This is a genomic window from Aquiflexum lacus (assembly GCF_015476655.1).
Classification (GTDB): domain Bacteria; phylum Bacteroidota; class Bacteroidia; order Cytophagales; family Cyclobacteriaceae; genus Aquiflexum; species Aquiflexum lacus.
Genome location: NZ_JABFHF010000023.1, coordinates 1 through 26,905 on the forward strand (window position 1 = coordinate 1; position 26,905 = coordinate 26,905).

Genomic DNA, 26,905 nt, shown 5'->3' on the forward strand with positions numbered 1-26,905 from the left:
AAAGGCGAGGTTGGGATGGGCTCAGTATTTACCAAGAATCGTTTCATAAATGCAACCAATGACCAGGACTTTCTACATCATTTTGGTATTGGGGTTCAAAGCGGTGTAGGAGTGGGTTATACTTTGACACCTTTCAAAAGTAAAAAGTTGGGACTCAACTTTGAAATGCAATATCAACTCTTCGCTACCAGAGTTGAAGTAAGTGGAATAGGGGACGATCAATGGCGATTTGGATCATTGAACCTCAGTACCGGAATACAATTTTAAATTTCATTATCATTTACCATAGTAATTGGATTTCAAGTCATCCATTACTGGTTTCACTTTATCTGAACACTAAATATTATAATCCAAATGAAAAATTCAATCATATTATTGCTATCACTTTTAGTATCGTTCTCAGCAGTCACCAGTTTTGCTCAGGCACAAAATAACCCTACAAAAAAGTGGGGAGCAGAAGTAAATCTACTTTGGCCAATCTTCCCCGGCAATATTTATAAAGGCCAACTCACTTATGAAACATGGCGAAGAAATGAATTGACGGGTGATGTCATTGTAGGTTTTCATATCCGGCCCTTTGAGTTTCGGGAGGATGAAGGAGATTTTTCCAACCTTGCTTTGACCTTCGGTTACCGTCAATATTTCTGGAAAGGCTTTCATATTGAACTATATAATGCTTTTGGTCCCGGCTTCAACCGCAACAATGTAATCACTGGAGAAGACTATAACAGTTGGGATTTTGAAGTAGGTCTATTGGCCGGCTATCGCTGGGAGTTTTTGAAAAAAGAAAAGCGGGAAAAATTGAAATTTATACCTTACCTCAGCATGCAATATGGGTTCTATTATTTAGCTGCCCAAAGTAATCAGCACCCTATTGTGGATTTTGAAGGGGAAAGGCCTTTCTACGTAGGGACATTGAATCTTGGAGTAAGGTTTTAAACCTTCGGACTCAAATTTCATATAAAATTTAATTTTCAGTCTTTTAATTTCTGAAAAAAGTGTGATCAATAAGGAATATTGCTTATTCTTCTGATTGTAATTATCAAGCCTGCACTGTTGATGAAAAAATGAATCTAGACCTTACAAAAATTAAAAGCATGGGGAAAAAGGTTTTCTACCCTAAAAACTTTCAATTGGTTCGAATGGAGGAGCAATGCCACGTTTTCTGGATCATCGAAAAAGGAATCGCAAGGTATATTTATCAGGAAGGAGAACGTGAACTCACTGGCTGGTTTGATATGGAAGGAGATATTGTAGGCTCGGTATATTGTCTTCTGGGAATCGGGGGCGCTCGTGAGAATATTCAATTATTGGAAGACTCGGAATTGATCGAAATTCAGCTTACTGATCTCCGGCAGGATGAAGCTTTTTTCCAAAACTTTAAAATGAAGGTTCTGGCCCATTATTTTATCGAAATGGAAAACAGGCTAAAGTTCTTTCAGGCTCTTGATGGTAAGGGTCGCTATTTGTATATTTTGGAAAACAAGCCACAGTTGCTTCAGCGGGTACCTTTGCATCTGATTGCTACCTTTTTGGGCCTAACACCTGAGTCCCTCAGCAGGATTCGAAGCTCGATTTCTTAACAAATATCAATTGCCTTCTTACCAAATGATAAGGCATGATATAAATTTTTCTAAGGAATTTTGTTGCAAACAAATTTCCATCTTATGTTTTTTCCAAGTAGAATCTTACGGCTATCGTATCTATTCTTCATCCTACTTTCATCACCTCTATCTCTTTTTTCTCAGGAAAGAGGAAAAACCATCATCTTGATTCATGGTCTTTTTCAAAACAGCCATAGCTGGCACAATTGGATTACTTTTTTTGAGGAAAAAGGCTATACCGTTTACGCACCTTCCTTTCCTTACCACGATGGTGACCCTCAGGTTTTGCAAAAGGAAATTGATCCGGAATTGGTAAACCTGAACTTTCCACAAGTAATGGATTTTATGATAGCTTTTGTAGACAGTCTTCAAGAGAAGCCCATTGTCATCGGACATTCCATTGGAGGCTTAATCACGCAGAAGCTAGTGGAAATGGATAAAGCAAGTATGGGCATTACCTTGGCTAGTGCCAACCCAAGGGGTATTTCAGTGCTGAATTGGAAATACATCCGCTCTAATTTTCGCATGGTCAATCCGCTTCGCTCCAGGAATAAAGTTTGTCAACCACCGATGCGCTGGTTCAACTACACCTTTTTCAATACGATAATTGACTCGGCTGCGAGGGCTGAGCATCATACTTACTTTATACCTGAAAGCAGAATAATTGCCAAAACCAGTACACAGAAAGGCATGGAAATCGATTTTGAAAAAGCGCATGTGCCTATGCTGTTCATTGCAGGCGAAAAGGACAATGACCTGCCTCCTCAATTGATTCGGAAAAATTATAAAGCTTATCATCATAATGGATCGATCAGGCAATACCATTTATTTCCTGGAAGATCTCACTACATCGCCAGTGAACCTGGCTGGGAGGAAGTGGCTGGTTTTGTGGAAGAGTGGATCAAAGAAAGACTTGAGTAAAAAAAATGTATACACTAAAAAACACGATAAACTCCTATTTAATCCAAACCTTAGGAAAAAGGCGAGAGGTTTTGATTTTAGAATAGGTACCCTGCAAGTATTTAAAATTTCTATTCCATTTCGTATCATTATTCTAATTTTTTTGAGAACTAATTCAGGTCTTGTTTTAAGCGTTCTAAAATAAATTCTAAAGCATCCTGATCTGTCAAAATATCAGGTGGAATACCCAAAGTGGCATTCTCTTCATTCTTTCCCGCATATTCATAGTATACAGTGCTAGTTCCACACAATAGTTTTGAATGGGGCAATTGGAAGTTAGTCACATCAATAAAACCAGAATAGGGTTGACCAATCGGTTGACCTACAATTTTGCCAATATTGTTGAACTTAGCAGCAGCAATGATAGTGGCGGCAGAGGAATAGGTGTAGGAACCAGTCAGAAAATACACATCACCGGAATACTTATTCTTTTGAGATTTTGGGCGAATGGGTTGAATCATTTTTTGGTTTACTTTCGTTCCCTGCATATCGTATTGATACTTTTGGTGCAGCGTATAAGGGTTTTCAGTAAGGTAGGACAGCAGCATTTCTCCAAAAAGGAAATTTCCACCTCCACTGTCCCGAAGATCAATGATCAGATTATCGATTTTTTTGTCTGATAACTCTTTAAAGGTGGTTTTGAGAAAACTGGAAAACTCACCTTTCTTTATCCCACTCATGTCAGAGAAAGTAAGAAGCCCTATTTTTCTATCCGTGATTTGAAAGTGATATTTTGGAATGTTGTTGAATTCGCTCAGGCTAAGCCATTCTTCTTTTTTGATCAGCTGAGGTGAGAGCTTGAATGTTTCATTTTCAATTAAAACTTCCATTTCTTGAACATCACCCAATAACCTGTACAAATAAAATGGAAAACTGTGTTCGATTCTTGACAAGCGATGTTCAACCGTTTCACCCCCGGCCATTTCTATTGCATTTTTTAGTATCAATGAAAAATCAATCGAGTTGATACTTTTGATTTCAGCACCTTCCAAATCAGGAAATGAATCCGGTAGAAAGGATTTAGATATGTAGGCTTTTGCATTTTTGATTTTGATTTCAAAAGAGAAAAACAAGGCATCTGCTGAGACTTCACTGTTTTGGACATAGGTATGACCGTCCTGAAATTTATTTGAATATCCGGCAATCATTTTGGCAAAATTATTCATTGGCATCAACTCCGGAAAAACAGAAATTAAAGAATCGCAATATGCTTCAAAGTTGGGGAAGTGGCGTTCAGGTTGGGGGTGTTTTGATTGGAGGGTTTGGTTAAAAAAGCTGAGATCTGCTTTAGCTTGTGCTTTGGTAATGCTTTGGGCCATACCAATCTCATGACAGAATAAAGTAAGCGTGATAATGGTAATAAGTACTTTCATTACTGGTAAATATGGTTTAAATACCTTAATTTCTGGCACTACTTCAAAGTTGTCAACCCAATTTTAATGTATTCTTGAAAACTAAATCAACATCGTAAAAATAACTTATTTGTAACAGTTTTGTGTGATTGATGTTAAGATTCCAATGAAAACCTTGCTCATTTCCAGTATAAACAAACAAATCCAACTGAACCCACAAGAAGAAGCGGACGCCATTTTGGCTTTTGGCCAAACATTGACACTTCCTAAAGACCAGCTTCTCTATCCAATCAATGGAGTTTGCAAGTACATTTACTTTATTGAAAAAGGTATTATTCGTCATTCATACAATTCTGAATCTGGGGAAAATATCACCTGCGATTTTTCAATGGAAGGTCAGTTTTTGACTGATTATGGGAGTTTTACAAAAAATGAACTAAGTCTTTATCAGTTTCAAGCGATGGAGGAAGTACTTTACTTGAAAATCAATTTAAGTGATTTGTCAAAGTTATATGCCAGCTATCCCAAAATTGAAACTTTTGGCCGCCTGATAGCCGAGCAAACTGCCCAACGCATCACCCAAATGGCCCGAAGCTTAATCAGCGAAAAAGCTGCTTACAGATACGAACGCCTCCTTAAAGAACGCCCCGACCTGCTACAACGTGTGCCCCAAAAGTACATAGCTGCCTATTTGGGCATCAAACCCGAATCGCTTAGCCGTATTCGAAAAACCTACTCCAATTAGTCGTTTCTTAACAATTGTCAACGTCCTATGATTTTCCTTTTCTGAATTTTGGTGGAAATAATTCATTTATCCAAAATTATAGAAATCATGAAAAAATCAATTGTTCTTATCCTGATAGTTTGTGGCTTGACTAGCAAACTGTTTGCCCAAGACCGTACCAAAGTAGGCACTCTTTTATTTGGTAATAAAGATGCCCCAAGCCCATTGATGCTGTCGGTGGACGCCTATCCCTTTTTGTTTTTGGCCAACGGAGGTGGGGGGTCCATAGGTCTGGAGTTTAACCACTGGCAGGTTGGTCTGATTGGGTTTTCGGTAGTGCCTCCTGATTTCATTAAGAATACCTTTTTCCAAAATGCTGAAGGTGTAAATATTAGAAGAAACTCGGCAGCTGAACTGTACGCCAGATATTACTTGCGGCCTGACAGAAAAGGAATTTACATTAGTGTGTTGGGTGGTCCTGAGTGGTTTGTTATGGAAGATAACGACACCAAAGTGACCGAGTCATTGGTGAAATCTTATGTGGTACCCAACCTAGGATTTAGAGTATTCCCCTTCAAAGAGTATTTTTACTTCGATGCCAGTTTTGGCTATAGTTTTAATTTATCAGGCACGGAAGAAAGGATACTTGGAGCTGCCAGATACAGTGCTTCAAAGGGAGGAATGATCTACTTCTTTCAACTGGGTGTACGGTTTAGGTTGTAAGTAAAAAAAACACAGGCATCTTTTTACAATGGTTTATTTTCTTTGCTGGAAGGTAAGTGTATAAAATCTGTTGGATTTGAAAGCTATCCAATGTATTCAATCATAATCCTACCGGTGGTGTTCTCAATTCAAAAAAAGTTTCCGATCAAAAGCTAATATAAAATTCGGACTAACTAATTTTAACAAATCGAATCAATCAAATATCAAAAAGTCAAATGGAAAGATATCTCAAATCATTTAACATACTTACGGATAAAGAAATTGAGCATTTTGTTCAATCCACGTCCCAAATGATGCTCAACAAAGGGGATTACTTTATTCAGGAAGGAGAGGTTTGTGATAAAGTAGCATTTGTAAAAAGCGGAACTTTACGTTCTTATTACGTTTCGGAAAAAGGTGAAGAAATCACCTATTGCATCATTTTTCCAAACAATTTAATGGCAGCCTATTCTTCATTTATTTCCGGCAAAACCACCGAAGAAAACATGCAGGCGCTAACTTTCACGGAACTTTCAGTAATTCCCAAAAAAACCATCCTTGAATTTGCCAACAATAGTCACAATTGGGTTGAATTTTTAAAAGTCATGGCCGAACAACAGTATCTTGAACTCGAAAAGCGCATTTTTCAGATGCAGAAAAACCATGCACTTAACCGTTATACTGACCTGATAAATAATCAACCGGAATATGTGCAAAAAATCCCGCTACAGTATCTGGCTTCCTATTTAGGAATTACGCAAAGGCATTTAAGTAGAATCAGAAGAGAAATTTCTATTTAGACAAATGTCCTACAGAAACAAAGGCATTATGCCCACTTTTGCTTGCGAATAAAGTCAATTTAATGATGAGCAAGAAAGTAGTTTTAATCAATGGACACCCCAACAAAGATGCCTTTAATTTTGCACTGGCAGAGGCTTACAAAAGGGGATGTGAATACACGGGAGCTGAAATCAAGGAGATTACAGTAGCAGATTTGAGTTTCAATCCTAATCTGCAATTTGGCTATCAGAAAAGAACAGAACTTGAGCCGGATTTACTGGAAGCGTGGGAAAAAATCAAATGGGCAAACCATTTGGTTTGGGTCCATCCGGTATGGTGGGGAGGCCTTCCTGCCATAACCAAGGGTTTTATTGACCGGCTATTTTTACCCGGTTTTGCATTTCAATACCGAGAGAATTCTATCTGGTGGGATAAGCTATTGGTAGGTAAAACAGCACATATCATTACAACGTTAGACCAACCGAAATGGACCTATTGGTTGTTATTTGGGAAAGCCAGTGTAAACCAATTAAGAAAGTCTACTTTAGAGTTTTGTGGCGTAAAGCCTGTAAAAGTGACTTACTTAGGCCCTATAAGAAAGGCTGACTCTTCTAAAAAGGAAAGATGGTTGAAAAAGACCGAAGATTTAGGAAGGAAACTACAATAGAATTTAATTTATGCAGCTTACCCTCGATATATTTTTAAGTAAAGGCTTTACAAAAGCCCAGGCAGAATTACTTTCAGAAAACTTTTCCCTTTCCAGGAAAATTTCAGAGGGAGAGTATTTTATACAAGAAGGACAAACCTGCCATCATATTGCCATCATACTCAAGGGGCAGTTTCGCTATTTTTACAATACGGAAGCTGGTGATGTTACCCGCTGGATTTCTCTTCAGGGGGATTTTATGACTTCTTTGTCAAGTTTTATTCAGGAAAAATCTGCTGTAGAAAATATCCAAGCCATCAAGGACAGTGAGTTGGTGATGATCCCTAAAAGTGCATGGAAAGAGCTTTATGCCAAGCACGAGTTTATTCGTCAATTTTGGTTGAGGACGATTGAATTGAATTATATAGGCATGGAAGAAAGAGTCTTCAACCAAATCGCTTTGAGTGCTGAGGAAAGATACCGCTGGATGCTGGAGCATTATCCTCGGTTTAACCAAGAAGTGCCTGATAAGTATATTGCTTCTATGCTGGGTATAACTCCACGACACTTGAGTAGGATTAGGGCAGCGAAAAACTAAAGCAAAAACCTTACTTAGCTCAATTCTCTACCAATCTGCTGAACACCTTCTAAGATTCGTTTTGTATGAGCGGCAGATGGCTTTTTCATTAAATAGACAAATGTCATTTCTACCATCTCTTCCATACCCTTCCTTTGTAGTGTACCATAAAACATTACAAAGCAATGAAAAAATTACTCTTTACAATCGCATTATTTGTCATCGCTCATATCAGTATGGCGCAAGAACCTAAAAAATCAGCTCCTGAAGTGAGTCTGGTATTTGGGTTGACACAACCTATCTTTACCAATGGGTTTAATTTTGAAGTAGATTTTTGGTGGGAGCGGTGGATGATTGATTATTCCCATGGGCTTGGTTTGGAATTTACCGGTGCCAATGTTCATCAGGAAGCTGCCGACCAGCGTTTGGCTTTCAACATTACTCATTCCACTGGCATTGGCATAGGCTATCGGGTCACCAAAGGACTTAATATCCGGGTTGAACCCAAATGGCACATTTGGGAAATGTATTATGAGGATGCCTTCAAAACAGAAGCGGGTAAAATTACCCAATATAGCACCTATACTTTAGGGCTTGGTGCCTATTACAGATGGACTCCTTTTGAGAAAAAAGACAATACACTTAAAGGCCTCACCATCGCTCCAAGCGCTAGGTGGTGGCCCAATGTGGGTAGCAGTTTGGAAAACAATGAATTCACCTACACCAACAGCCGTACCGAAAGAGTTGAAGTCCACAGGGCAAATAATATCGGGATGGGCAATACCCCCTTCTTTGTGAATGTGAGTATTGGGTATACCTTTGGAATGGGAAAAAATAAAGTATATATGTAGTAAGCTACTTATGCAAAATTAAACACTAATCAATTAATGAACATTCGTATATCCATGGTTTAAAAACTGAAAATAAGCATTGGTCAAATAGGTGCTGCGCTAATCATTTCTAACGATTAAATATTACTGGAAATCAACAATTTGTAGTATGGAAAAGATAAATGAAGTACTAAAATATAAAAGAGTTTATCCTTACTTTTATTAAGGTTTGCTCTTTATAACTGCGTTTCATTGAATATTATTTAAGGATAAATTAAATGGAGCAATAGCATTTAATCTGGCATGGATTTAGTACCAAGAGTAAACTTATAATAAAAATCTTCAAAGCCTATTGCCGAAAATCCCTTTAACCGAAAAGGGATTTTACGGCAAGTGGCTGAACCGAATGTCTTTTCATGCTGCCTGTTCCGAAGTATGAGGAAGTGGCAGCATGCCCTCCTTCAATCCTTTGTTAAAAACTTCTGTTTCCTTGGCTTTTCTTTCCCTTTCCCTTTTTTCAAAATACTTTAAGCTATAATAATATCCAAGCATCAAAACACCTCCCCAAAGCATCAAAAATGCCAATAAGCTTAAAACCTTTTCAACACCAGTTATAATCATTCCTTTTTCAAAGGACCTGAAATGCTCCAATCCCCCAATACCCCTTCTATAAAACTTTCTTCTGGAAATGGCATACCTGATGGCCAATCCTATTACAACCATCAACCATCCAAGCAATTTAAAATCTTCCATAAACCGGCCTACCAGTGGCTGCGCGCGCAGCCAGTTTTGAAACTAATAACTTATTAAATTAATGATTTCCCCCAAAAAACCAAAGTTTTGGGTGATAAAAGAAATTTAAAAAAGGGGAGGGGCAAGACCTCCCTTTTCTAAATTTGAGTTTTCATTTACTTCCTTTCAGTTCAGAACCAGAGCATTTGAACCTGATTTTGCAAAGGCTTCACAGAGATCAAAAGCTTTCTGTGATCTTGCCTGTCCTGTGCCTACAAGCAAAAGGGATTTTAGTTTGGACTCTCCGTCCCTATACTTCCTGATATTCTGATAATAACCCGTAACTGCATTGTATGCCCCGAAAACCGTCCCTTTGGTGGTTTCTGCCTGTTGGCTGGGATTGGAAAAGGCATATTCATAAACCTCATTACAGGTATTTTTGAACAGGGTTGAGAGTTCCTCATCATTCCCTGCCTTAAGGTTCCCAAGGGTTTCCCTGTTGGGACACATGGCAAGCTGAATGAGTTTTTTTACTTCAGGATCGCTGATCCTGACTTTTGCCCACCTGTTGAAAATCCCTTCCAACTGCCCAGAGAAAATATTGCTCATGCCCATGACCCTATGGGCGGTTTCCAGCCTTTCCTTTGCGCCTGAGGTGTGGCGGATCCTGATGGCGTTGCTTTTGTTTTTCAGCGCAGCGTTGAGGGTGTTGTTGCAGACTATCCTGATTGGGGTAAATGCTGCGGTGATGCTCCCGCTTCCGTCGTGGCTGGTGGTCAGGAAAAGGTATTTTTCAATGACATCATCATTGCCCACTCGGATATAATCGGGAAGTTTGGCGGTGATGAAAATCCTTTCCCCATTGCCGAGCGCTCCCGCTGTTTCATAGAGTATTCCCTCACCGCCCACAATACTGTCAAAGAATGCAAATGCATCGGTATTCTGTACCACCTGGTAATCCTTTCCTACTACGCCCAATACTGCATGGCTGTCCATGCGCATGGTTGCAAAGTGGGTATGGATTTGGATATCTTTTTCCTGTGAGATGCCCTCTGATTCCTGGGGGGCTGGTCCTGTGAACAAAGGTGTTTTAGCCACCTCAAAATCAAGTCCTGCAAACTGTATGGCCTCTTTGCTGGTGGGATAGTCAGAAACTATCTGTCCGAGTCCGTGCCATGCTTTTTCTTTAACCGAAAAGAAACTGTGTTTGCCTGTGATCTGGTCTAAATGGATATTATGTGCCATGATTTTTGAAATTTAAATGTGATGGATAATTGATTGATCAGAATGGGAGGTCGTCTTTGGCTTCCTCCATTGAAATCCCTGTGGAATCCTCAGAAATCCTTTCCAGCGGCCTGTCAGAAAAGGAATCCTGTTTTCTTGCCCCTGCGAGCAATTTGATGTTGTTGACATGAAAATTGAGCCTGCCCACAGGGTTTCCTTCCCTGTCTATGTAGGCATCTGCATCGAGCCTCCCGAAGAGTTCCACCAGTGCGCCTTTTTTGAGAATCTGGGCCACTCCTGTACTGATCCAATAAGAGCAGCTTACAAAGCTTGTCAGCTCCATTGTTTCCCCGGATTTGGTCCGGTACCTGTCATTGATTGCCATGCGGAAGTTGACTACTTTCCTTCCGTCCTTGAGTTCGGCGGTCTCTGCATCCGCCGTCAGTCTTCCAGTGATTACCATAATAAATGTGATTTAGGTTAAACATTTGTTCTGCTTCCCCTTTCCCGTAGTCCTCCATAAAAAACACTGTTTTTTAAAAGAAAAAACGGGAAAAAAGAAAGCAAAGAGACAGGTGTCTGGCAACAGCCAAAAGGAAACGGAATAAGTCCCGAAGGGTGCACGGACCGAGGAACGAGGGGCGGGCATTATGCCGTAGTCTTTTGGCCCCTTTAAAAAATCATGACAATCCGGACACCACTTTAGCTGCCTTTTTATCCGTTTTGTCTTAAAAAAAAGTAGTAACAGCTTAAAATCCTTTTGGCTGCTACATCAGCATTTATGGAATTAAATAGGTATTAGGATATTCAGGCAGGCTAAAGGCATTATGAAATTTCATCTAAAAAAATACCAGCCTGAAAAGAGATACTATTCCTTTAATTTCTTCGCCAAAATCTCTCTGTCCCACAGTTCAACATGATTGGCTTCAGCTAATCTCTGGGCAGCTTTGGTATATTTACTTGTAGTAATCACCAGAGCTAGGTCACATTTGTAATATTTGACAGAAGCCACAACCTGTTGGATTGCATCATTTCCAATTGTCCCCATATATCTTTTTGCCTGCACACTGGTTTTTTCACCAAGTTTTGTCAGGATCAGATCACATCCCTGGTCATTTGAAATTTTGGTGGTAGTGACTAAAAATCCCCGTCTTTCAAAAAATGTTTTTAAAAAACGCTCAAATTCTACTCCGGTCATTTTATCCAAATCTTCTATCTGAGTCTTTCCCAAGGCAGGATTTTTTACCTTCAATTTAGACTCTAGCCTTTCCAATTTGATTTTATTACTTATTTCCTCCAGAAATTTCAACATAGACTTTTCTGACGAGTAGTAGTAGGATTTATCATATAGATACCTCTTGACCAAATCTTTCTTTTGAATATAATCATCACCCAAATAATCCAATATTACCCTGGCAATATTTTCCTCAGATCTGACTTTTGAGGAGGCAATCTTTTTTTCGAATATCCTGTATTCGGTTTCAGCCAATTCATTTGCCAGATATTTACCGAATTTTGAAGAGTTGATTTTTGAAAACTGTTTTTTTTCAATAACAGCCTTAAGTTTCCCGACCTCCTCAAAAATCCTATCAGAATTAATTTGCCAATCATTTAACTTTGCTCGTATATTTTCAACATTCAATTCCTGGAAATTCTGTTCAATGAATTTTCGGATGAGTTTTTCGTTTGAATCGCTTAAATACATTTTAAATTTTTTTTAGCTGTACAAGATAAATCTTTCCATAAAATAAACTAAAGCCTCGGTTAAAAATACTTTTCAAGTGGAGCTGGAAAAATTTTTATAAATACAAAATCTGTTTCGTCTACTTAATCCAAATTCCTTAAAAACATTCAAACTGATAAAATCAAAAAGCACTTTTATCAGGGCTTCCCTGCCCACTTCTTAAAATCCCTTGCCCTTTTCTGACTCACTATTATAGCACTCTCAAAATCTGGCCTGATTTCCAGTCTGAGTTTGCCGAATTCTATTGTTTCATAATGGCTGCATGCACTAATATTGATGATCATCTGTCTGTTTGCCCTGAAAAATTCGGTAGCTGGAAGCTTATGATGCATATCGTCCAAAGTATGGCTGATCATAAAATCCTGACCTGAGAAGGTCCGCAGGTAATTGTACTGGTCTTTGTGAAATATATAAGCAATCTCCTCATGGCTGATAGGAATGTTCCTACCGGATTTATGTACCCATACAAATGGTTTGATGTGTTCCTGCCCATCGTCTTCCAACAGGCTATTGACCAGATATGAAATTATCAGCAACAGATTTAAAACAACCAAAAGAAGAAGAGTAACGGGAAATTTTATAACCAAAAACCCCGATTCCCTGATCCCTGTTCCAAGGAGATAATGTACAAAGGCTGTCAGGACATAGACCAGAAATGCCGGAAGAATCAGCGCCAGGACAATCTGGTAAAACAGTCTTTCAAGGAATTTTTCCTTCCAATCATAAAACAGATTGAGGTTGCTGTCAATCCATGAAACATAAAATACAACAACAAACGCTGCTGCACCTATATATGCAAGGGAATTAAAGTATTCCCTGATCAAAATCAGATCGAACAGGTTCCTCTCATCTCCTATACTGATGATAAGGTGTGCCGAAATGATGGAAGCATAAACTATCGAAAAGAATCCGGGCCTGAACTTATTTCCTAGAGTACCATTGGAATTTACCATGGGTTATTTGTTAAAAGATTTTTAAAAAAGAGGAGGCAAGGTCTTCAATGGGTGAAAACAGTTTAAAGTCCTTTCCGGCAGAACAAGGTGATCAAGATTTTAGGGTGTTAACCTCAATAATACGTTATTACGAATTATTTACCAAAAACGATTAAAAATAAGGGTGTTTGGTAAATTTTGATCAATAATATGTGAAAAGCATAATTTTATATGGATAAACCAATTTTTTATTTCCAGTAAAATCATAAATATTACTGAAAATATGAGCACATACTTCAGTGGACCATCATTATACTTGATCACATTTTTCTAATATTCCGCTCATGTTTCCAACCATTCCGCCTAAATGTTAAGGTTCATTCTGTTAGATTGAGTTGTGATCTGAAATCATTAATTCGATCAATAAATTATGTGGGTTATGACAGCGATATAATGGAAGATTTTATCAAAGCACTTCATGACAAAATGAAAGAATCTATCAGGCTCTCGGGTATGACTGCTGATAATGGAATTCAGTCTGCGCACTCTTGTCTTGAAGCTGTAAGGGAAATCCTTTCAGAATTGTACGCTTTTATGGACACCCAGGATTTTTTGGACAGAGAAACAGAAATTAGGTTTTATAAAGAATTATTGCCCCTGTTCCGATCGGAACAGCTTTATTATGCTGACCTGGTCTTTATAGAAACCAACAGGCCCCTTGGAACCAAAAAGCAGACCATCAGGTATTTTTCGGGGCTGTTGAAGGAAAAGGAGCTTTTTTTCAGAAGAAACAATTTCCTGTACAGGTATTATTGTTTGGGAAGAAAAGACTTGGACGAAGAGCTGTTTTCAAAAACAGAAACACAGTTGTTTAAGTCCCCGCTTTTTGAAACCGAAAAGGAATATTTGTCGGACTGCAGCACTACACTTTCCATGATCATGGCCAATGAAAGGATTTCTGCATTCCTCAAAAAAAGTATCAGGGAGCTTGAAACAGGAAAGGATCAAACCTCAGTCCCTAATAAATCCCATATGCTATGGACGGATTCCAAGGCGGCCCTGATTGAACTGGCCTATGCCCTTCAGAGCAGGGGTTCGGTAAATCAGGGCAAAAGTGATGTCAAATCCATCATCCAGATATTGGAAGAAACCTTTAATGTGGAAACAGGGAATTTTTACAGGACTTTCCAGAGCATGCGCATCCGAAAAAAGAACCGGACTGTTTACCTGGACAACCTGAAGGACAGTCTGGAAAAACGCATGGATGAGGCCGATATGGAATAATCAAGGAAATGGAATTAAGGACAACATATAAATGTCAGGGATCCCAGCCTGAATTTTTTTCGATTTTATTTTTGGTAGCTACCACCGCAGTGTAAAAAAACCAAGCCCTATCCCACCAAATTTGCTTAAGTCAAATGTAAAACAATGCACATATGCTTGAAGCAATCAGTTGGAAGGAATACCTCATGGGTACAGGTATAGTTGCCCTTGGCTATTATGCGGTGGTGATTTCCATCTATTATAAAAATGATATCCGCACCCTGTTGTCAGGCAGATTTCCGGATCAGGCCGAAAAGAAAGGGAAAGTGGATTGGTCTGATGAAGGGTCGAAAGATCCGATGGAAGAACTTGAAACAGTGGTGTCGGATATCAGGAGCATCCTGGAGGGGGCAGGCAAAAATGCAGGAAAGGCTGAGATTCTGGAAAGGACTAGCCGGATACTGCAAAACTATTCCGGGTTTCGGGAGCCTGCCTACCGGGTTGCCATCAGGAATTTCCTCATACAGCATTCCGAGGAAATCTGCGGTCTTGATTTCTCGGATGGGGAACTGGAAGCATACTGGGAACACATGGGTTGAAGGGGCCGGGCAGTGAAGCATGATATGGAGCGTATGGGAGGTGCACTGTTCCGGCCCTGCTCCCGGCCTTTATCCTTTCAGGGTACCGTGCCGGGAGCATTTTCTAAAAAAAATCTAAAATCAAAACAATAACAAAAATGAAAGGAAGAAAGAAAACAGGATTTGGACTGATGACAGTTTTGCTTTTGATGCTGCTGTTTGTGGTCAGTGAAGCACAGGCACAGGACGGACTTGCTGGGATCAATGAGGCCAACAGGCAGGTAAGGAGTTATTTTCTGGCAGGCACCAACCTGATGTATGGTGTAGGTGCTTTGCTTGGCCTTATAGGGGCGGTAAAGGTTTACCAGAAATGGAATGCAGGGGATCCCGATACGGGTAAAGTTGCTGCAGCATGGTTTGGAAGCTGCGTATTTCTGGTGGTAGTGGCCACAGTCATCAGTTCATTCTTCGGAATCTGATGAGTATCAGGGACAGGTTGACATGCCTCTTCAGGAATTACATCGCTGAGAACAATCCCGATCTGATAGTCAGGATGGAAGGCAATGAATCCATGAAACGATATATATCTGATAAGGTCAGTACTGCAATGGTGCTGGCCAAAAGGCTGAAGGAACAGGGGAGTTGGGAAGATGAAATTCTGGATACCTGTCTGGAATCAATGGTCAGTGATCTCAAGCCCTCCAAATTCTGCTTTGTCAAAGACTTGATCGAAAGGAACTTCAAAAAGAAGTACGATCAGCTATCTGAAACAGGTGTCCTGACTTATGAGATCATCAACATCATTGAAAACCATGACCACCTTTTTGAGAAGCATGGATTCAAAGACAAGGAAGGAAAAGATATACAATTGGAGTCCGAGTTTACAGCAGTTCTGTTTGACAGGTTTGAAAACAGTTGACCCGTGGCAGTAAGCATTTACAAAATCAATAAGGGTGTCAACAAGAGCATTGAGTTCAAAGGATTGAAGGCACAGTACATCTGGTACGTGGGAGGCGGAGTCATTGCATTGATGATCCTTTTTGCAGCGATGTATCTGATCGGGATCAATCAATGGATATGTATAACCTTCATTTCAGTTCTGGGAGTATTTCTGGTCATGAAGATCTATTCCATGAGCTCAAAATACGGGGAATACGGAATGATGAAAATGCTGGCCAGGAAAAGCCTTCCTGATTCGCTCAGATGCAATGGTAGGAAGGATTTTATCCTGACAGAAATGGAAAAGGAATCGGGAAGATGAAAGGAATATAATGCAGTTATGGAAAAGTGGTTAAAGGAAATTATGCCGGTTATGGCCGTCGAAAACGGATGTCTGCTCTCCAAACAGGGAGATGTGACAAGGGCATTTGATTTGGAACTGCCCGAGCTGTTCACACTCAGTGACAGGGATTACGAAGCTTTCCATCAGGCCTGGGTCAAGGCTTTGAAGGTGTTGCCAAGACATTCTGTTTTTCATAAGCAGGATTGGTTTGTGAATACCGGCCATCAGGGGGATTTTGGTAAAACCCCCGGATTTCTATCACAGAGCAGCGAGCGCCATTTCCATGAAAGGCCATACCTCGATCACCGCTGCCATGTATTTCTGACCAAAAAACCGGCAGATAGGAAAGCGGGAAGCAGCATGTTTTCCAGCCTGATCAGGGGAAACCTGATACCTGTTGATGTGCTGGATGCCGTGTCGGTCCAGGAATTCCTTGATTCCTGTGGGCAGTTCCAGAGAATATTGGAGGACAGCGGATTTGTGAAACTGAAAGCTTTCGGGGACAGTGACATCCTGAGCAGTAAGGAAAGTTCTGGGCTGGTGGAAAAGTATTGCAGCCTGCAGGAACATGAGGGAGAAAGATTTGTCTATGATATCAGTCTGAAGGACACACTGCGTATAGGAAACAAAAAATGCAGGCTGTTTACTTTGGGGGAGGCAGATGACCTTCCACTGCTCTGTGGCAGCAGGATAGATTATGACAGGTACTGCACTGATAGGACTAGATTCAGTGTGGGTTTTGCATCCACGCTCGGGCAGTTGCTTCCCTGTAACCATATTTACAATCAGTATATTTTTCTGGATGATCCTGCACAGACCATCAAAAAACTGGAAAGCAAGAGACTGAGGCTTCAGTCCCTTGCTGCATATAGCCGTGAAAACCTTATTGCCAGGGATGCCGCCAATGATTTTCTCAATGAAGCCATAGGGGAACAGCGGTTGCCGGTCAAAGCCCATTTCAATGTCCTGACCTGGACAGAAGAAAAGGATCAGTTGAAGGAAATCAAAAACATGGTTTCGTCCGCCCTTGCCCAGATGGATGCAGTGGCCAAAGAGGAGACCATCGGCGCACCCCAGATATTCTGGGCAGGGATTCCCGGGAATGCGGCCGATTTCCCCATGAATGATACCTTTGACACCTTTTTGGAGCATGCCACCTGTTTTCTGAACCTGGAAACCAGCTACAGATCTTCCCTAAGTCCCGTTGGCATCAGGTTGGGGGACAGGCTCACGGGAAGGCCCGTGCATGTGGATATTTCAGATGAGCCTGTCAAAAGAGGGGTATGCACCAACCGCAACAAATTCATATTGGGACCTTCGGGAAGCGGCAAATCCTTTTTCACCAACCACATGGTACGCTCATATTATGAACAGGGAACACATGTGGTGCTGGTGGATGTGGGCCACAGTTATAAGGGGCTTTGTGATCTGGTGGGCGGCTATTATTTCACCTACAATGAAAAAAGCCCGATCCGGTTCAATCCCTTTTATATAGGCAAAGGTGACAATCTGGATACGGAGAAAAAAGAAAGCATCAAGACCCTGTTGCTGGCCCTCTGGAAAAAAGATGATGAGACCTTCAACAGGAGTGAATACGTGGCCCTGTCAAATGCACTTCAGCTTTACTATGAACACCTTGGAAAAAATCCACATATTTTCCCCTGCTTCAACTCATTTTATGAGTTTTTAAGAGATTTATTTGTAAAGGTTCTGGAATCGGAAAAGGTAAAGGACAGGGATTTTGATATCGGCAATTTCCTGTATGTGCTCAGGCCATATTACAGGGACGGGGAATTTGATTACCTGCTGAATGCGACTGAAAATCTGGAACTGCTTCAGGAACGCTTTATTGTTTTTGAACTGGACAACATCAAAGACCACCCGATCCTATTCCCTGTGGTGACCATCATCATCATGGAGGTTTTTATCAACAAGATGAGAAAGCTCAAAGGGATAAGGAAAATGATCTTGATAGAGGAGGCATGGAAGGCCATAGCCAAAGAAGGAATGGCCGAATACATCAAATATCTTTTCAAAACTGTGAGGAAATTTTTTGGGGAGGCCATTGTGGTCACCCAGGAAGTGGAGGACATCATCAGTTCCCCGGTGGTCAAACAGGCCATCATCAACAATTCGGACTGCAAGATCCTATTGGACCAGTCCAAATATCAGAACAAGTTTGACGGGATACAGGAGCTGTTGGGGCTAACCGAAAAGGAAAAGGCTCTTGTGCTTTCTGTCAACCGGGCCAATGATCCGGCAAGAAAATACAAGGAAGTGTTCATCAGCCTTGGAGGGATGGTTTCCAAGGTTTACAGGACAGAGGTGTCACTGGAGGAATACCTGGTCTATACCACAGAAGAAAGCGAAAAGGTGAAGGTCAGCGAATATGCTGAACGGTTTGGATCAATCCAAAAAGGAATCGAAGTGTTGGCATCAGAACTCAGACAGGCAAAATGATGAAGAAACAAATCAAAATCATAGTCGCCACCCTGGTACTTGTCTTTTCAACTGTGCCTCAGCAATACAGTGAGGCGGCAGTACCTGTTGCGATCTTAAAGATCATTGAAGCAGGGGTCAAAAAAGTGATCGTTGCGGTAGACCTACAGATACAGCGGCAGCAGAACAGGATCATCTGGCTACAGAATGCCCAAAAAGTGATAGAAAACACCATGTCCAAACTCCGCCTTGATGAAATCAGCGAATGGACAGACAGGCAGCGGGACCTGTACAGCAACTATTTTGATGAACTGAACAGGGTGAAATCACTGATCGCATACTACCGAAGGGTAAAGGAAATCACAGAGATGCAGACAAGGATGGTGTTGGAATACCAAAGGGTTTGGAGGGTCATCGGTAAGGACGGGAATTTTACGGACAGTGAAAGATTGTATATGGGAAAAGTGTACTCGGGAATGCTGGTGGAATCGGCCAAAAACATAGAGCAGATGCTAATGGTCGTCAATTCCTTCAGGGTCCAGATGAGTGATGCCCAAAGACTTGAGATCATCCATAAGGTAGGAAACAGTGTTGAAATCAACCTTTATGACCTGCTGGCATTTAACAGGCAGAACGCCATGATCAGTCTTAGCAGGAGCAGGGAACAGGCTTCCCTTGAAACCACCAAAGAGTTGTACGGAATCAAATAGACCAATAGTATAGAATGAAGAAAACAGTATTGCTTATTGTATTGGCGGTTTTGTCTGCTGAAAGCCTTATGGCCCAGAACTTTGATGAATGGTGGAGGCAGAAAGAGACCAAGAAGAGGTACCTCTTGGAGCAGATCGTTGCCCTGAAGGTGTATACCAATACAGCTTGGAAATGCTATGAGACCGCAAGGGCCGGGCTTGGTGTAATTGGGGAGATCAAAGAGGGGGATTTCAATATCCACAGTGATCACTTCGGAAAGCTAAGAAAAATCAGCCCAACAGTATCTGCCTATTCCAGGCTTGCCGAAATCATAAAACTTCAGTCCGGTATTGTCTCGCTTAAATCCAGGAATTCAGTAATGGACATGGAGTTTCTGGACAATAAAGAGAGGGACTTCGCAAGCGGATTTTTCAATAGAATCATTACGGAGAGCATGGTGAACCTGTCCTTGCTGACCTCCCTGTTGACCGACAGTGCACTGGAAATGACAGATAGGGAAAGGCTCGATAGGATAGAGGGTATTTATACTAAAATGCTGGAAACCTATTCATTTGCGCTGATTTTGGACAATGACCTGAGAGGGCTGTCAGCAGAAAGAAGAAAGGAACAGGAGGAAATTAAAAGAATGGAGGAAAATTATGGCATTGTACAATAAGTTGATCAACATAAGTCTTGCAATTGGTTTGGGTGCTTTTCTGATCTGCTTCAATCCGGTCAGGACAGTTGCCCAAGTAGAGGAGGCGGCACAATTGCTTCTCAATGTGGAAAAACTGGCACAGTTGCAACAGATTCTAAGGGATCTTGAAAGAGGATATACAATTATGAACCAGGGCCTTGGTAAGGTCAAGGACTTATCAGAAGGCAATTTCAACATCCACAGAATTTTTCTGGATGCACTGATGCAGGTCAGTCCCGCAGTAAGGAATTACCACAGAGTACCTGCCATTATTGATTATCAGCTCAGGTTGGTAAGGGAATACAGAAATGCATTTGATTTTTACCGGAGGTCAGGGGTTTTTGACATCGATGAAATTGAATATATGGGCAGGGTATATAACAGGCTTTTTCAGAACAGTCTCCGGAATCTGGATGACCTGGTGATGGTACTGACAGCGAACAGTCTGAGAATGGGAGATGATGAAAGGATGCAATCCATAGACAGGATTTTCAGTGATATGGAAGATAAACTCAGTTTCCTGAGGGTCTTTAATGAAGGTGCCAGTTTGCTGGCTTTGCAGCGGGGAAAAGAGGTGAGGGAAAACAATCTGTTGGAGGACCTTCACGGTCTGCCAAAATAAGAACGTAATTATGTCCAGATATTTGAAATATACTTTTGCCATGATGAAGGGACTGCTGCTTCCCATGGCAGCAAATGCCCAGCAAATTAATGTTGACATCAGGGGACTGAATGGGATACTGGATCAACTGTATGCAGAAATGATCCCCCTTTCAAGTCAGCTTATCGGGGTCGGGCAGGGAATTGCGGGATTTGCCGCAACATGGTATATCGCATCCAGGGTTTGGAGGAGTATTTCCAATGCCGAACCCGTTGATTTTTATCCACTGTTCAGACCTTTTGTTATCGGTTTTGCCATTATGGTTTTCCCCTCGGTGCTTTCACTTATCAACGGTGTAATGCAGCCCACGGTCCGTGGTACAGCATCCATGGTAGAGAATTCCGACAGGGCCATCAGGGTATTGCTGGAAAGAAAGCAACAAGCGGTAAAGGATAGCAGGTATTGGCAGATGTATGTTGGGGAAACTGAACACGGTGACAGGGAGAAATGGCTGAAATATACACAGGGACTTTCAGAAGATGCTCCGGTCCCAAACGAAGGTTTCTGGGAAAGTATCAGCAACGGTTTTGCATTTGCAGGAGCAAAGATGTCATATGGTTTCAGAAATTCCATCAAACAAGGTTTGAGTGAAATACTCAGGATTCTCTTCGAGGCAGCTTCCCTGTGCATCAATACACTCAGAACCTTCCAATTGGTGGTGCTGGCCATTCTTGGCCCTTTGGTCTTCGGGCTTGCTGTTTTTGATGGCTTTCAACATACCTTGACTGTCTGGCTTGCCCGGTATATCAATGTATTCCTATGGCTTCCGGTGGCCAATATTTTCGGGGCGATCATAGGAAAGGTTCAGGAAAAGATGCTGGAACTGGATATTTCACAGATAAACCAGGGAGGGGATACTTTTTTTACGGCAACCGATACAGGTTACCTGATCTTCATGATCATCGGGATCATCGGCTACTTTACCGTGCCTTCAGTTTCCAATTATATAGTCCATGCAGCTTCAGGAGGTGCTTTGCCCCATAAGGTTACCGGAATTTTCAGTGGCGGAACAATCAAAACATTGGCTATGGCCGGAACAGGGGCAGGACTGGCTGTAAAAGGAGCGGGAATGGTTGCCGACAAGTTCGGGGACGCAGGGAGAATATCCCAAAGCATGTCATCCCATGGGACCTCATCCGGATATTTCAGGGAAGGGGGATATATGGGCAATAAAATCCAGGGAAATCCATAATTAAACAGATCCAGCATGTTCACAAAAGCAAAAAACATAGAAACCACATTTAGGCAGATCAGGATTTTCACCATGATGGTGATCATGGGATGTATGTTGCTCTGCGGGTTTGTTCTCTTCAAAAGCTATCAAACAGTAAGCAGCCTTCAGGATAAGATCTACATTTTGGCAGACGGCAAAGTGCTGGAAGCATTTGCATCGGGAAGGAATGAAAACATCATCGTGGAGGCAAGGGATCATGTGATTACTTTCCACAGATATTTTTTCAGTCTTGATCCCGATGACAAAGCCATTAGTGAAAACATCTCCAAGGCCCTGTATCTGGCAGACGGTTCTGCCAAAAAGCAATATGACAACCTGAAGGAGAGAAGCTATTTCAGCAATATCATCTCTGCAAATATCAGTCAGACCATCAAAGCTGACAGTGTTAACATTGAAATTGGCCAATACCCTTTCCATTTCAAATTCTATGGAAAGCAGACGATTACAAGGGCAAGTTCGGTGGTTGAGCGGATCCTGGTCACGGAGGGATACCTGAGGAATGTTTCGAGAAGCGATCACAATCCCCATGGGCTTTTGATAGAAAAATGGAGAACCCTAGAAAACAGGGACCTAAGCGTCAAAAACAGATGAGATTGATATGAAAGCTATGCAAAGGATAATGAATACAGTGGCAGGTTGGGTAGGGGTAAAGTTCAACAACCTGACCGTTCGGAGGAAGAAGCTCATCGTATTGCTTTTGACCCTTTTGATGGGCCTTTACTGGATCAGCATAGTGATTAAGGGTGAGGGGATTTAAGAAAAACAGGGATTGATCAAAGTCAGGTTTTGGCCAGAAAGGAAGGAACCATTTAAGGAAAAGAAATAATCAACAAACAATAAATTATATGGAACAGATGACAGAAAAATGGAAGCGGGACAGGAAGTTCTATACCATCATGCCTTTATTGGTTTTTCCCTTTCTGAGTATGGGCTTTTGGGCACTGGGAGGCGGGAAAGGTACGGATAATTTGGGCAAGGAAGAATTGGAGATTGGATTCAACACAGAACTCCCACAGGTTGCAGGAAACCCTTTATTGGAAACAGGAAAACTGGCTTATTATGAAAAGGCCGCCCAGGATTCCCTGAAAAGAATGGAGCAGATCAAAAATGATCCCTACAGAAAAATGGCCTATATGATTCCTGATGAACCGGATTCGGAATACGGAAACCCGGATAAGAAAAGCAGCATCGGAGCAAAGCAAGGAATATATACAGGTCCCGGTGAAATTGATCCAAATGAAGCAATGGTCATGGAAAAACTCAAACAACTGAACGAGGTGTTGGAAAAGGGAAGTGTTATGGAAGCTCCAAAGGAAAAGGAATATTTTAAACCAGAACCACTTTCCATAGACCATGACCTGGACCGGTTGGAGCAGATGATGTCGATGATGAACAGGGGAAATCAGGGAGAAGATCCGGAAATGAAAGAGATCAAAAATATCCTTGAAAACATCCTGGATATTCAACATCCAGAAAGAGTTGCCCAAAGGATTAACGAAGCGAAAGAATCCAACATGAAAAATATCCATACGGTAATGAAAGATCAGGACGAGGGTGTTTTTTCAGGATTGTCCAGAACATATCCGGACAACCATAGAATTCCCATTGAAGCTCTAAACCAAAACGGATTCTACTCGATGGAAAACGACGGCACTGACCCAATGGGTGCCAATTCCATCCGTGCCGTTGTTCATGAAACCCAGACCCTGGTTTCAGGCACCACTGTCAAACTGAGACTGCTGGAGCAGGTCAGGATTGATGGCATGCTTATTCCCAAGGACCATTTTGTGTACGGCACAGCCTCCCTCAACGGGGAGCGTCTTAAAATCAACATCCAAAATATCAGGATGGGGGAATACATCATGCCTGTTTCCCTGAACCTATTTGATTCCGATGGCCTGGAGGGGATCTATGTTCCCGGAGCCATTTCCAGGGATGCGGTAAAGCAGTCAGGTGATCAGGCCATTCAGGGATTCGGTATCAATACCTTCAATCCCACATTGGAAGCCCAAGCTGCCAGTTCGGGAATAGAAACCGCAAGAAACCTGCTCAGCAAAAAGATGAAGCTGATCAAAGTGACCGTCAAAGCAGGCTATCAGGTCTGGCTGCTGGATGAAAAACAACATGGGAAACATTGAAAAATAGGAAATTATGAAATGTAAAATATTTTGGTTTTGTGCCACTATCATGGTACTGACCATTTCAAATGGATTTGCCCAACAAAGTATTCAGGAAATCAAAAGTATCAAACCGCTTGAACTGGCAATCACGGACAAAAAGACGACCAACCTGATATTTCCCTTTGCAGTCAGGAGTGTGGACCGGGGAAACAATGAGGTGTTGGTCCAAAAGGCAAATAAGGTAGAAAACATACTTCAGTTAAAGGCAGCTTCGGGGTATTTTGAAAACACCAATCTCACGGTTATTACCTCAGACGGAAAGCTGTATTCATTTCTGTTATATTATCAATCTGACCCTGTTTCGCTCAATCTTTCAATTGGAGAGCAAGATAAAAACACCCTGGCAAGTTTTACCGATCCAAAGGATGATGATAGGCTTTCAAGGGCATTTATGGAAAGGATAGCAGTCAAAAAAAGGACAATCGGGGGAGTAAGGGATCACAGATTCGGTATGGATCTCACCCTGAAAGGAATATACATCCATGAAGACAGGCTCTTTTTTCAACTTGAAATCAATAACAGGACTTTCATCAAATACGATGTCGGTCAGTTCAGGGTGTATATCAGGGATCTGAGAAAAACCAAAAGGACAGCTTCACAGGAGATTGAAATCATTCAGGAAAGGGTCAGCGGAAACACCAGGAATGTCCCCGGATTTTCGGATCGGACAATTGTGTTTGAGCTTCAGAAGTTTACCATTCCTGACAAAAAATACCTAAGCATTGAATTTTTGGAAGACAACGGTGGGAGGCATCTCCATTTAAAAGTTAAAAACAGAAAACTCATTCAGGCACTTCCTGTCTGGTAGAAATACTGCATCCACTTTCCCGGATATCAAACATTAAATAACAAGATCATGAATGAACAGAATTATGATTACCTCAAAAACCAGGTTAAATACACAGGTTTTGGGGAGGGACTTGAAAATCAGCTCAAAGAGAAAATGGTGCAGGGTGAACCAACATTCACAATCCGGCACAACACGGAGTTTGGGAATGACAAAATGACTTCAGACCTGCATTTCCGCAAATCGGATCAGACCGACATGTATTTTTTTAACAAGTATGACACGAGCCTGAAAAAGGGTAATGAGGATATCGAAATGAAGCAGACATTCTATATCGGAAAGGAAAACAACATTACCCTGAAGGAGGCTTACAACCTGATGGACGGTAGGTCTGTAAACAAGGACCTTGTCAACAGAGAAGGGGAGAAATACAATGCCTGGTTACAGTTGAATTTCAAGGAAACCGATTCGAATGGAAACTTCAAGCCAAAGCAGTTCCATGAAAACTATGGATTTGACCTTGAGAAGGCTTTGGAAAAACACCCAATCAAGGAATTGTCAAGTCCAGAGGACAAAGACAGGCTGATGGATTCCCTGAAAAAAGGGAACAGGCAGTCCGTCACTTTCAAGGATGGGGATGATGAACAAAAGCGTTTTGTTGAAGCCTCCCCTCAGTTTAAGTCCATCAATGTCTATGACCAGAGCCAGAATAGGATCGGACGCAACAATAACCAAAAAGAATCCCAGAGTAAATCGGAAAAAAAAGGGATGAAAGAAGGAGCGTCCAATGATTCAGGGGATGGTCATGGGGCGAAGGTGAAATCCAGAAAAAAAGTTAAAGTAAGCTGATATCTTATTCTTGGGTAGAAGGTTTAGTGCAAGGTAGGAAATTGACCAAATAGAGTAAGGGATGTCAACATTGGATAAGTTAGAGGGAAAGCAGGAACATAGGATTGACCCGGATGCCAATCCTTTGCTTTCTGTGCATGATGAGGAATTTACAGATGCCCTGATTGAAGGAGTATGTAAAGAGGAGCCCAAAGATCAGACAGAAGAAAAAAGTCTGGATGGAAATTTGAAATCAGGGCAAAGTGAGGATGAAGGAAAGAAAGTCCGGGTAAAGAGGAAAAGAAGGGGAATTCATTGAGATGGATCTGAAACAGTTTGATTGGAAATCAAAGGAGGCTAACATAAATCCCATAGATGGATTTATTAAATCAATCAGGAATGATCCACGGATCTGTATTTCCCATATAGGCCTGTTCACTGTACTTTATCATCAGCAGGTGGAGTATGGTGGACAGGCTCCTTTTCCAATTAATAGGGAAGAAATCATGGAGGCTTCCAAGATTTCAAGTACCGCGACTTACTTCAAAATCCTAAACCAGTTGGCGGATTTTGGATACATCAGGTACATGCCGACCTACAACCGTATGAAAAACAGTACAGTCCAAATAATATAAGGGGAGAGGGGAAATGAACATTGATTTGGTTACGAAGGAGGATTTGGAGAAGCTCAGGTTGAGATTATTGGAGGATATTGCAAGGTTGATGGAACCAAGGAAGGAAAAGTCTCATGACTGGTTGCGGAGTTCAGAGGTGAGGAAAATCCTTAAGATTTCCCCGGGATCCCTTCAGAATCTGAGAATCAGCGGAAAGTTGAACCCAAAGAAAATCGGGGGAAGCTATTATTATTCTTTGGAAGAGGTAAGGGGATTATTTGGGGAATAGAGAGGAATTGTTGTTGAAATGGATAGTGGGGAAATCTGGAAAATACTGAAAAGAATTCAGCAGGATAAAAGAGCATTGACCAGCCATATCTGTGTCTTTGCGGCAATATTACAACTCGTGATTGAAGAAAATGGATTAAACCATCTACAGGTTTCCAGGCAGAAGCTTATGAAAATGGCCCATATCAAAGGGATTGCCACTTACCACAAGTGTATATCAGACCTGGTTGAATGGGGATTTATCATTTATGAACCAAGTTATCATCCCAAGGAGGGGAGTAGGGTTGGGTTGAAGTTAAGGTAATCAAAAGAACCATTAAATCAGGTTAAAATTTATAATGAACTCAACCCTTTAAAACAAACCTAAGTTTTTCCATATCCCTACTGATCTTGATATCTAGGATTTTCGCATAGTTGTTTTAGAAACTTTCGAATTTATGAGTCATTGAAAATAAATATGATGTGATTTTACCCATTCATTCTCATTTTATTGTAACGAACTTGTTTTTAAACGTTAAGATCAAATTTTAGAGATTTCTTGAGAGTTTAAAATTTAA

At 41.2% G+C, this 26,905-nt stretch carries 35 protein-coding genes; 29 read left to right on the top strand and 6 right to left on the bottom strand.

Features of this window, described 5'->3' with window-relative positions; translation table 11 throughout:
- The 4 genes from HMJ38_RS18080 to HMJ38_RS18095 all read left to right on the top strand — a co-directional run.
- The coding region (locus HMJ38_RS18080) for a hypothetical protein (RefSeq protein WP_194975839.1) at positions 1-267 on the top strand (267 nt) is incomplete at its 5' end.
- An 87-nt stretch (positions 268-354) separates the two neighbouring features.
- Positions 355-939 (top strand): hypothetical protein, encoded by a 585-nt coding sequence (locus tag HMJ38_RS18085; protein ID WP_194975840.1) that lies wholly within the window; start codon positions 355-357, stop codon positions 937-939.
- A 128-nt stretch (positions 940-1,067) separates the two neighbouring features.
- A complete protein-coding gene (locus HMJ38_RS18090; protein ID WP_194975841.1) occupies positions 1,068-1,583 on the top strand; it encodes a Crp/Fnr family transcriptional regulator in 516 nt (171 codons plus the stop codon).
- A gap of 84 nt (positions 1,584-1,667) precedes the next feature.
- A complete protein-coding gene (locus HMJ38_RS18095; RefSeq protein ID WP_194975842.1) occupies positions 1,668-2,525 on the top strand; it encodes an alpha/beta hydrolase in 858 nt (285 codons plus the stop codon).
- A gap of 149 nt (positions 2,526-2,674) precedes the next feature.
- Here the strand turns inward: HMJ38_RS18095 and HMJ38_RS18100 are convergent, their stop codons facing one another.
- A complete protein-coding gene (locus HMJ38_RS18100) occupies positions 2,675-3,937 on the bottom strand; it encodes a S41 family peptidase (RefSeq protein ID WP_194975843.1) in 1,263 nt (420 codons plus the stop codon).
- Between the two features lie 145 nt (positions 3,938-4,082).
- Between HMJ38_RS18100 and HMJ38_RS18105 the strand changes: the two genes are divergently transcribed.
- The 6 genes from HMJ38_RS18105 to HMJ38_RS18130 all read left to right on the top strand — a co-directional run bounded on the left by HMJ38_RS18105 (position 4,083) and on the right by HMJ38_RS18130 (position 8,196).
- A complete protein-coding gene (locus HMJ38_RS18105) occupies positions 4,083-4,661 on the top strand; it encodes a Crp/Fnr family transcriptional regulator (protein WP_194975844.1) in 579 nt (192 codons plus the stop codon).
- Between the two features lie 87 nt (positions 4,662-4,748).
- Positions 4,749-5,363, top strand: coding sequence for a hypothetical protein (locus tag HMJ38_RS18110; RefSeq protein ID WP_194975845.1), 615 nt, complete (start codon positions 4,749-4,751; stop codon positions 5,361-5,363).
- 215 nt (positions 5,364-5,578) lie between these two features.
- Positions 5,579-6,142, top strand: a complete 564-nt coding sequence (locus HMJ38_RS18115; protein WP_194975846.1) for a Crp/Fnr family transcriptional regulator — start codon at positions 5,579-5,581, stop codon at positions 6,140-6,142.
- Between the two features lie 62 nt (positions 6,143-6,204).
- Entirely contained in the window at positions 6,205-6,789 is a 585-nt protein-coding gene (locus HMJ38_RS18120) for an NAD(P)H-dependent oxidoreductase (RefSeq protein WP_317174553.1), read from the top strand.
- Between the two features lie 10 nt (positions 6,790-6,799).
- Positions 6,800-7,366, top strand: coding sequence for a Crp/Fnr family transcriptional regulator (locus HMJ38_RS18125; RefSeq protein WP_194975847.1), 567 nt, complete (start codon positions 6,800-6,802; stop codon positions 7,364-7,366).
- A 164-nt stretch (positions 7,367-7,530) separates the two neighbouring features.
- Complete coding sequence (locus HMJ38_RS18130) at positions 7,531-8,196, top strand: hypothetical protein (RefSeq protein ID WP_194975848.1); 666 nt, start codon at positions 7,531-7,533, stop codon at positions 8,194-8,196.
- A 393-nt stretch (positions 8,197-8,589) separates the two neighbouring features.
- Here the strand turns inward: HMJ38_RS18130 and HMJ38_RS18135 are convergent, their stop codons facing one another.
- From HMJ38_RS18135 to HMJ38_RS18155, 5 genes are all read right to left on the bottom strand, one after another.
- Positions 8,590-8,928, bottom strand: a complete 339-nt coding sequence (locus HMJ38_RS18135; RefSeq protein ID WP_194975849.1) for a hypothetical protein — start codon at positions 8,926-8,928, stop codon at positions 8,590-8,592.
- A 165-nt stretch (positions 8,929-9,093) separates the two neighbouring features.
- Positions 9,094-10,152: a DUF932 domain-containing protein gene (locus HMJ38_RS18140; RefSeq protein ID WP_194975850.1), complete on the bottom strand. Its 1,059-nt coding sequence runs from the start codon at positions 10,150-10,152 to the stop codon at positions 9,094-9,096.
- A 37-nt stretch (positions 10,153-10,189) separates the two neighbouring features.
- Positions 10,190-10,594, bottom strand: a complete 405-nt coding sequence (locus HMJ38_RS18145; RefSeq protein WP_194975851.1) for a single-stranded DNA-binding protein — start codon at positions 10,592-10,594, stop codon at positions 10,190-10,192.
- Between the two features lie 405 nt (positions 10,595-10,999).
- The gene (locus tag HMJ38_RS18150) at positions 11,000-11,836 is read right to left on the bottom strand and encodes a restriction endonuclease (RefSeq protein WP_194975852.1); all 837 of its coding nucleotides are present in this window, start codon (positions 11,834-11,836) and stop codon (positions 11,000-11,002) included.
- Between the two features lie 176 nt (positions 11,837-12,012).
- Positions 12,013-12,828: a LytTR family DNA-binding domain-containing protein gene (locus tag HMJ38_RS18155; RefSeq protein ID WP_194975853.1), complete on the bottom strand. Its 816-nt coding sequence runs from the start codon at positions 12,826-12,828 to the stop codon at positions 12,013-12,015.
- Positions 12,829-13,260: 432 nt separating this feature from the next.
- Between HMJ38_RS18155 and HMJ38_RS18160 the strand changes: the two genes are divergently transcribed.
- From HMJ38_RS18160 to HMJ38_RS18250, 19 genes are all read left to right on the top strand, one after another.
- On the top strand, positions 13,261-14,091 hold the full coding sequence (locus HMJ38_RS18160) for an RteC domain-containing protein (RefSeq protein ID WP_194975854.1): 831 nt from the start codon (positions 13,261-13,263) through the stop codon (positions 14,089-14,091).
- A gap of 152 nt (positions 14,092-14,243) precedes the next feature.
- Positions 14,244-14,669: a hypothetical protein gene (locus HMJ38_RS18165; protein WP_194975855.1), complete on the top strand. Its 426-nt coding sequence runs from the start codon at positions 14,244-14,246 to the stop codon at positions 14,667-14,669.
- 137 nt (positions 14,670-14,806) lie between these two features.
- Entirely contained in the window at positions 14,807-15,127 is a 321-nt protein-coding gene (locus HMJ38_RS18170) for a DUF4134 domain-containing protein (protein WP_194975856.1), read from the top strand.
- On the top strand, positions 15,061-15,567 hold the full coding sequence (locus tag HMJ38_RS18175) for a hypothetical protein (RefSeq protein ID WP_194975857.1): 507 nt from the start codon (positions 15,061-15,063) through the stop codon (positions 15,565-15,567). Before HMJ38_RS18170 ends, HMJ38_RS18175 begins: the two co-directional genes overlap by 67 nt.
- 3 nt (positions 15,568-15,570) lie before the next feature.
- Positions 15,571-15,909, top strand: coding sequence for a DUF4133 domain-containing protein (locus tag HMJ38_RS18180; protein ID WP_194975858.1), 339 nt, complete (start codon positions 15,571-15,573; stop codon positions 15,907-15,909).
- An 18-nt stretch (positions 15,910-15,927) separates the two neighbouring features.
- A complete protein-coding gene (locus HMJ38_RS18185) occupies positions 15,928-18,390 on the top strand; it encodes a TraG family conjugative transposon ATPase (RefSeq protein WP_194975859.1) in 2,463 nt (820 codons plus the stop codon).
- Complete coding sequence (locus HMJ38_RS18190) at positions 18,387-19,079, top strand: conjugal transfer protein TraI (protein WP_228780126.1); 693 nt, start codon at positions 18,387-18,389, stop codon at positions 19,077-19,079. The genes HMJ38_RS18185 and HMJ38_RS18190 overlap by 4 nt, the downstream gene beginning before the upstream one ends.
- Positions 19,080-19,093: 14 nt before the next feature.
- A complete protein-coding gene (locus tag HMJ38_RS18195; protein WP_194975860.1) occupies positions 19,094-19,735 on the top strand; it encodes a hypothetical protein in 642 nt (213 codons plus the stop codon).
- Positions 19,719-20,378 carry a TerB family tellurite resistance protein gene (locus HMJ38_RS18200; RefSeq protein WP_228780127.1) on the top strand — a complete coding sequence of 220 codons (660 nt, stop codon included), beginning with the start codon at positions 19,719-19,721 and terminating at the stop codon, positions 20,376-20,378. The genes HMJ38_RS18195 and HMJ38_RS18200 overlap by 17 nt, the downstream gene beginning before the upstream one ends.
- A gap of 10 nt (positions 20,379-20,388) precedes the next feature.
- Entirely contained in the window at positions 20,389-21,609 is a 1,221-nt protein-coding gene (gene traJ / locus HMJ38_RS18205) for a conjugative transposon protein TraJ (protein WP_194975861.1), read from the top strand.
- A gap of 15 nt (positions 21,610-21,624) precedes the next feature.
- Entirely contained in the window at positions 21,625-22,242 is a 618-nt protein-coding gene (gene traK, locus HMJ38_RS18210) for a conjugative transposon protein TraK (RefSeq protein ID WP_194975862.1), read from the top strand.
- A 7-nt stretch (positions 22,243-22,249) separates the two neighbouring features.
- Positions 22,250-22,408 carry a hypothetical protein gene (locus HMJ38_RS18215; RefSeq protein ID WP_194975863.1) on the top strand — a complete coding sequence of 53 codons (159 nt, stop codon included), beginning with the start codon at positions 22,250-22,252 and terminating at the stop codon, positions 22,406-22,408.
- Positions 22,409-22,496: 88 nt separating this feature from the next.
- Positions 22,497-23,789, top strand: a complete 1,293-nt coding sequence (traM, locus tag HMJ38_RS18220) for a conjugative transposon protein TraM (protein ID WP_194975864.1) — start codon at positions 22,497-22,499, stop codon at positions 23,787-23,789.
- 13 nt (positions 23,790-23,802) lie between these two features.
- Positions 23,803-24,639: a conjugative transposon protein TraN gene (traN, locus tag HMJ38_RS18225; protein ID WP_194975865.1), complete on the top strand. Its 837-nt coding sequence runs from the start codon at positions 23,803-23,805 to the stop codon at positions 24,637-24,639.
- 48 nt (positions 24,640-24,687) lie between these two features.
- Positions 24,688-25,467 (top strand): hypothetical protein, encoded by a 780-nt coding sequence (locus HMJ38_RS18230; RefSeq protein WP_194975866.1) that lies wholly within the window; start codon positions 24,688-24,690, stop codon positions 25,465-25,467.
- 61 nt (positions 25,468-25,528) lie between these two features.
- On the top strand, positions 25,529-25,765 hold the full coding sequence (locus HMJ38_RS18235; RefSeq protein WP_194975867.1) for a hypothetical protein: 237 nt from the start codon (positions 25,529-25,531) through the stop codon (positions 25,763-25,765).
- A gap of 1 nt (position 25,766) precedes the next feature.
- On the top strand, positions 25,767-26,081 hold the full coding sequence (locus HMJ38_RS18240; protein WP_194975868.1) for a hypothetical protein: 315 nt from the start codon (positions 25,767-25,769) through the stop codon (positions 26,079-26,081).
- A 13-nt stretch (positions 26,082-26,094) separates the two neighbouring features.
- Positions 26,095-26,349, top strand: a complete 255-nt coding sequence (locus HMJ38_RS18245) for a helix-turn-helix domain-containing protein (RefSeq protein WP_194975869.1) — start codon at positions 26,095-26,097, stop codon at positions 26,347-26,349.
- Positions 26,350-26,367: 18 nt separating this feature from the next.
- The gene (locus tag HMJ38_RS18250) at positions 26,368-26,652 is read left to right on the top strand and encodes a hypothetical protein (protein ID WP_194975870.1); all 285 of its coding nucleotides are present in this window, start codon (positions 26,368-26,370) and stop codon (positions 26,650-26,652) included.
- Positions 26,653-26,905: the final 253 nt, after the last annotated feature.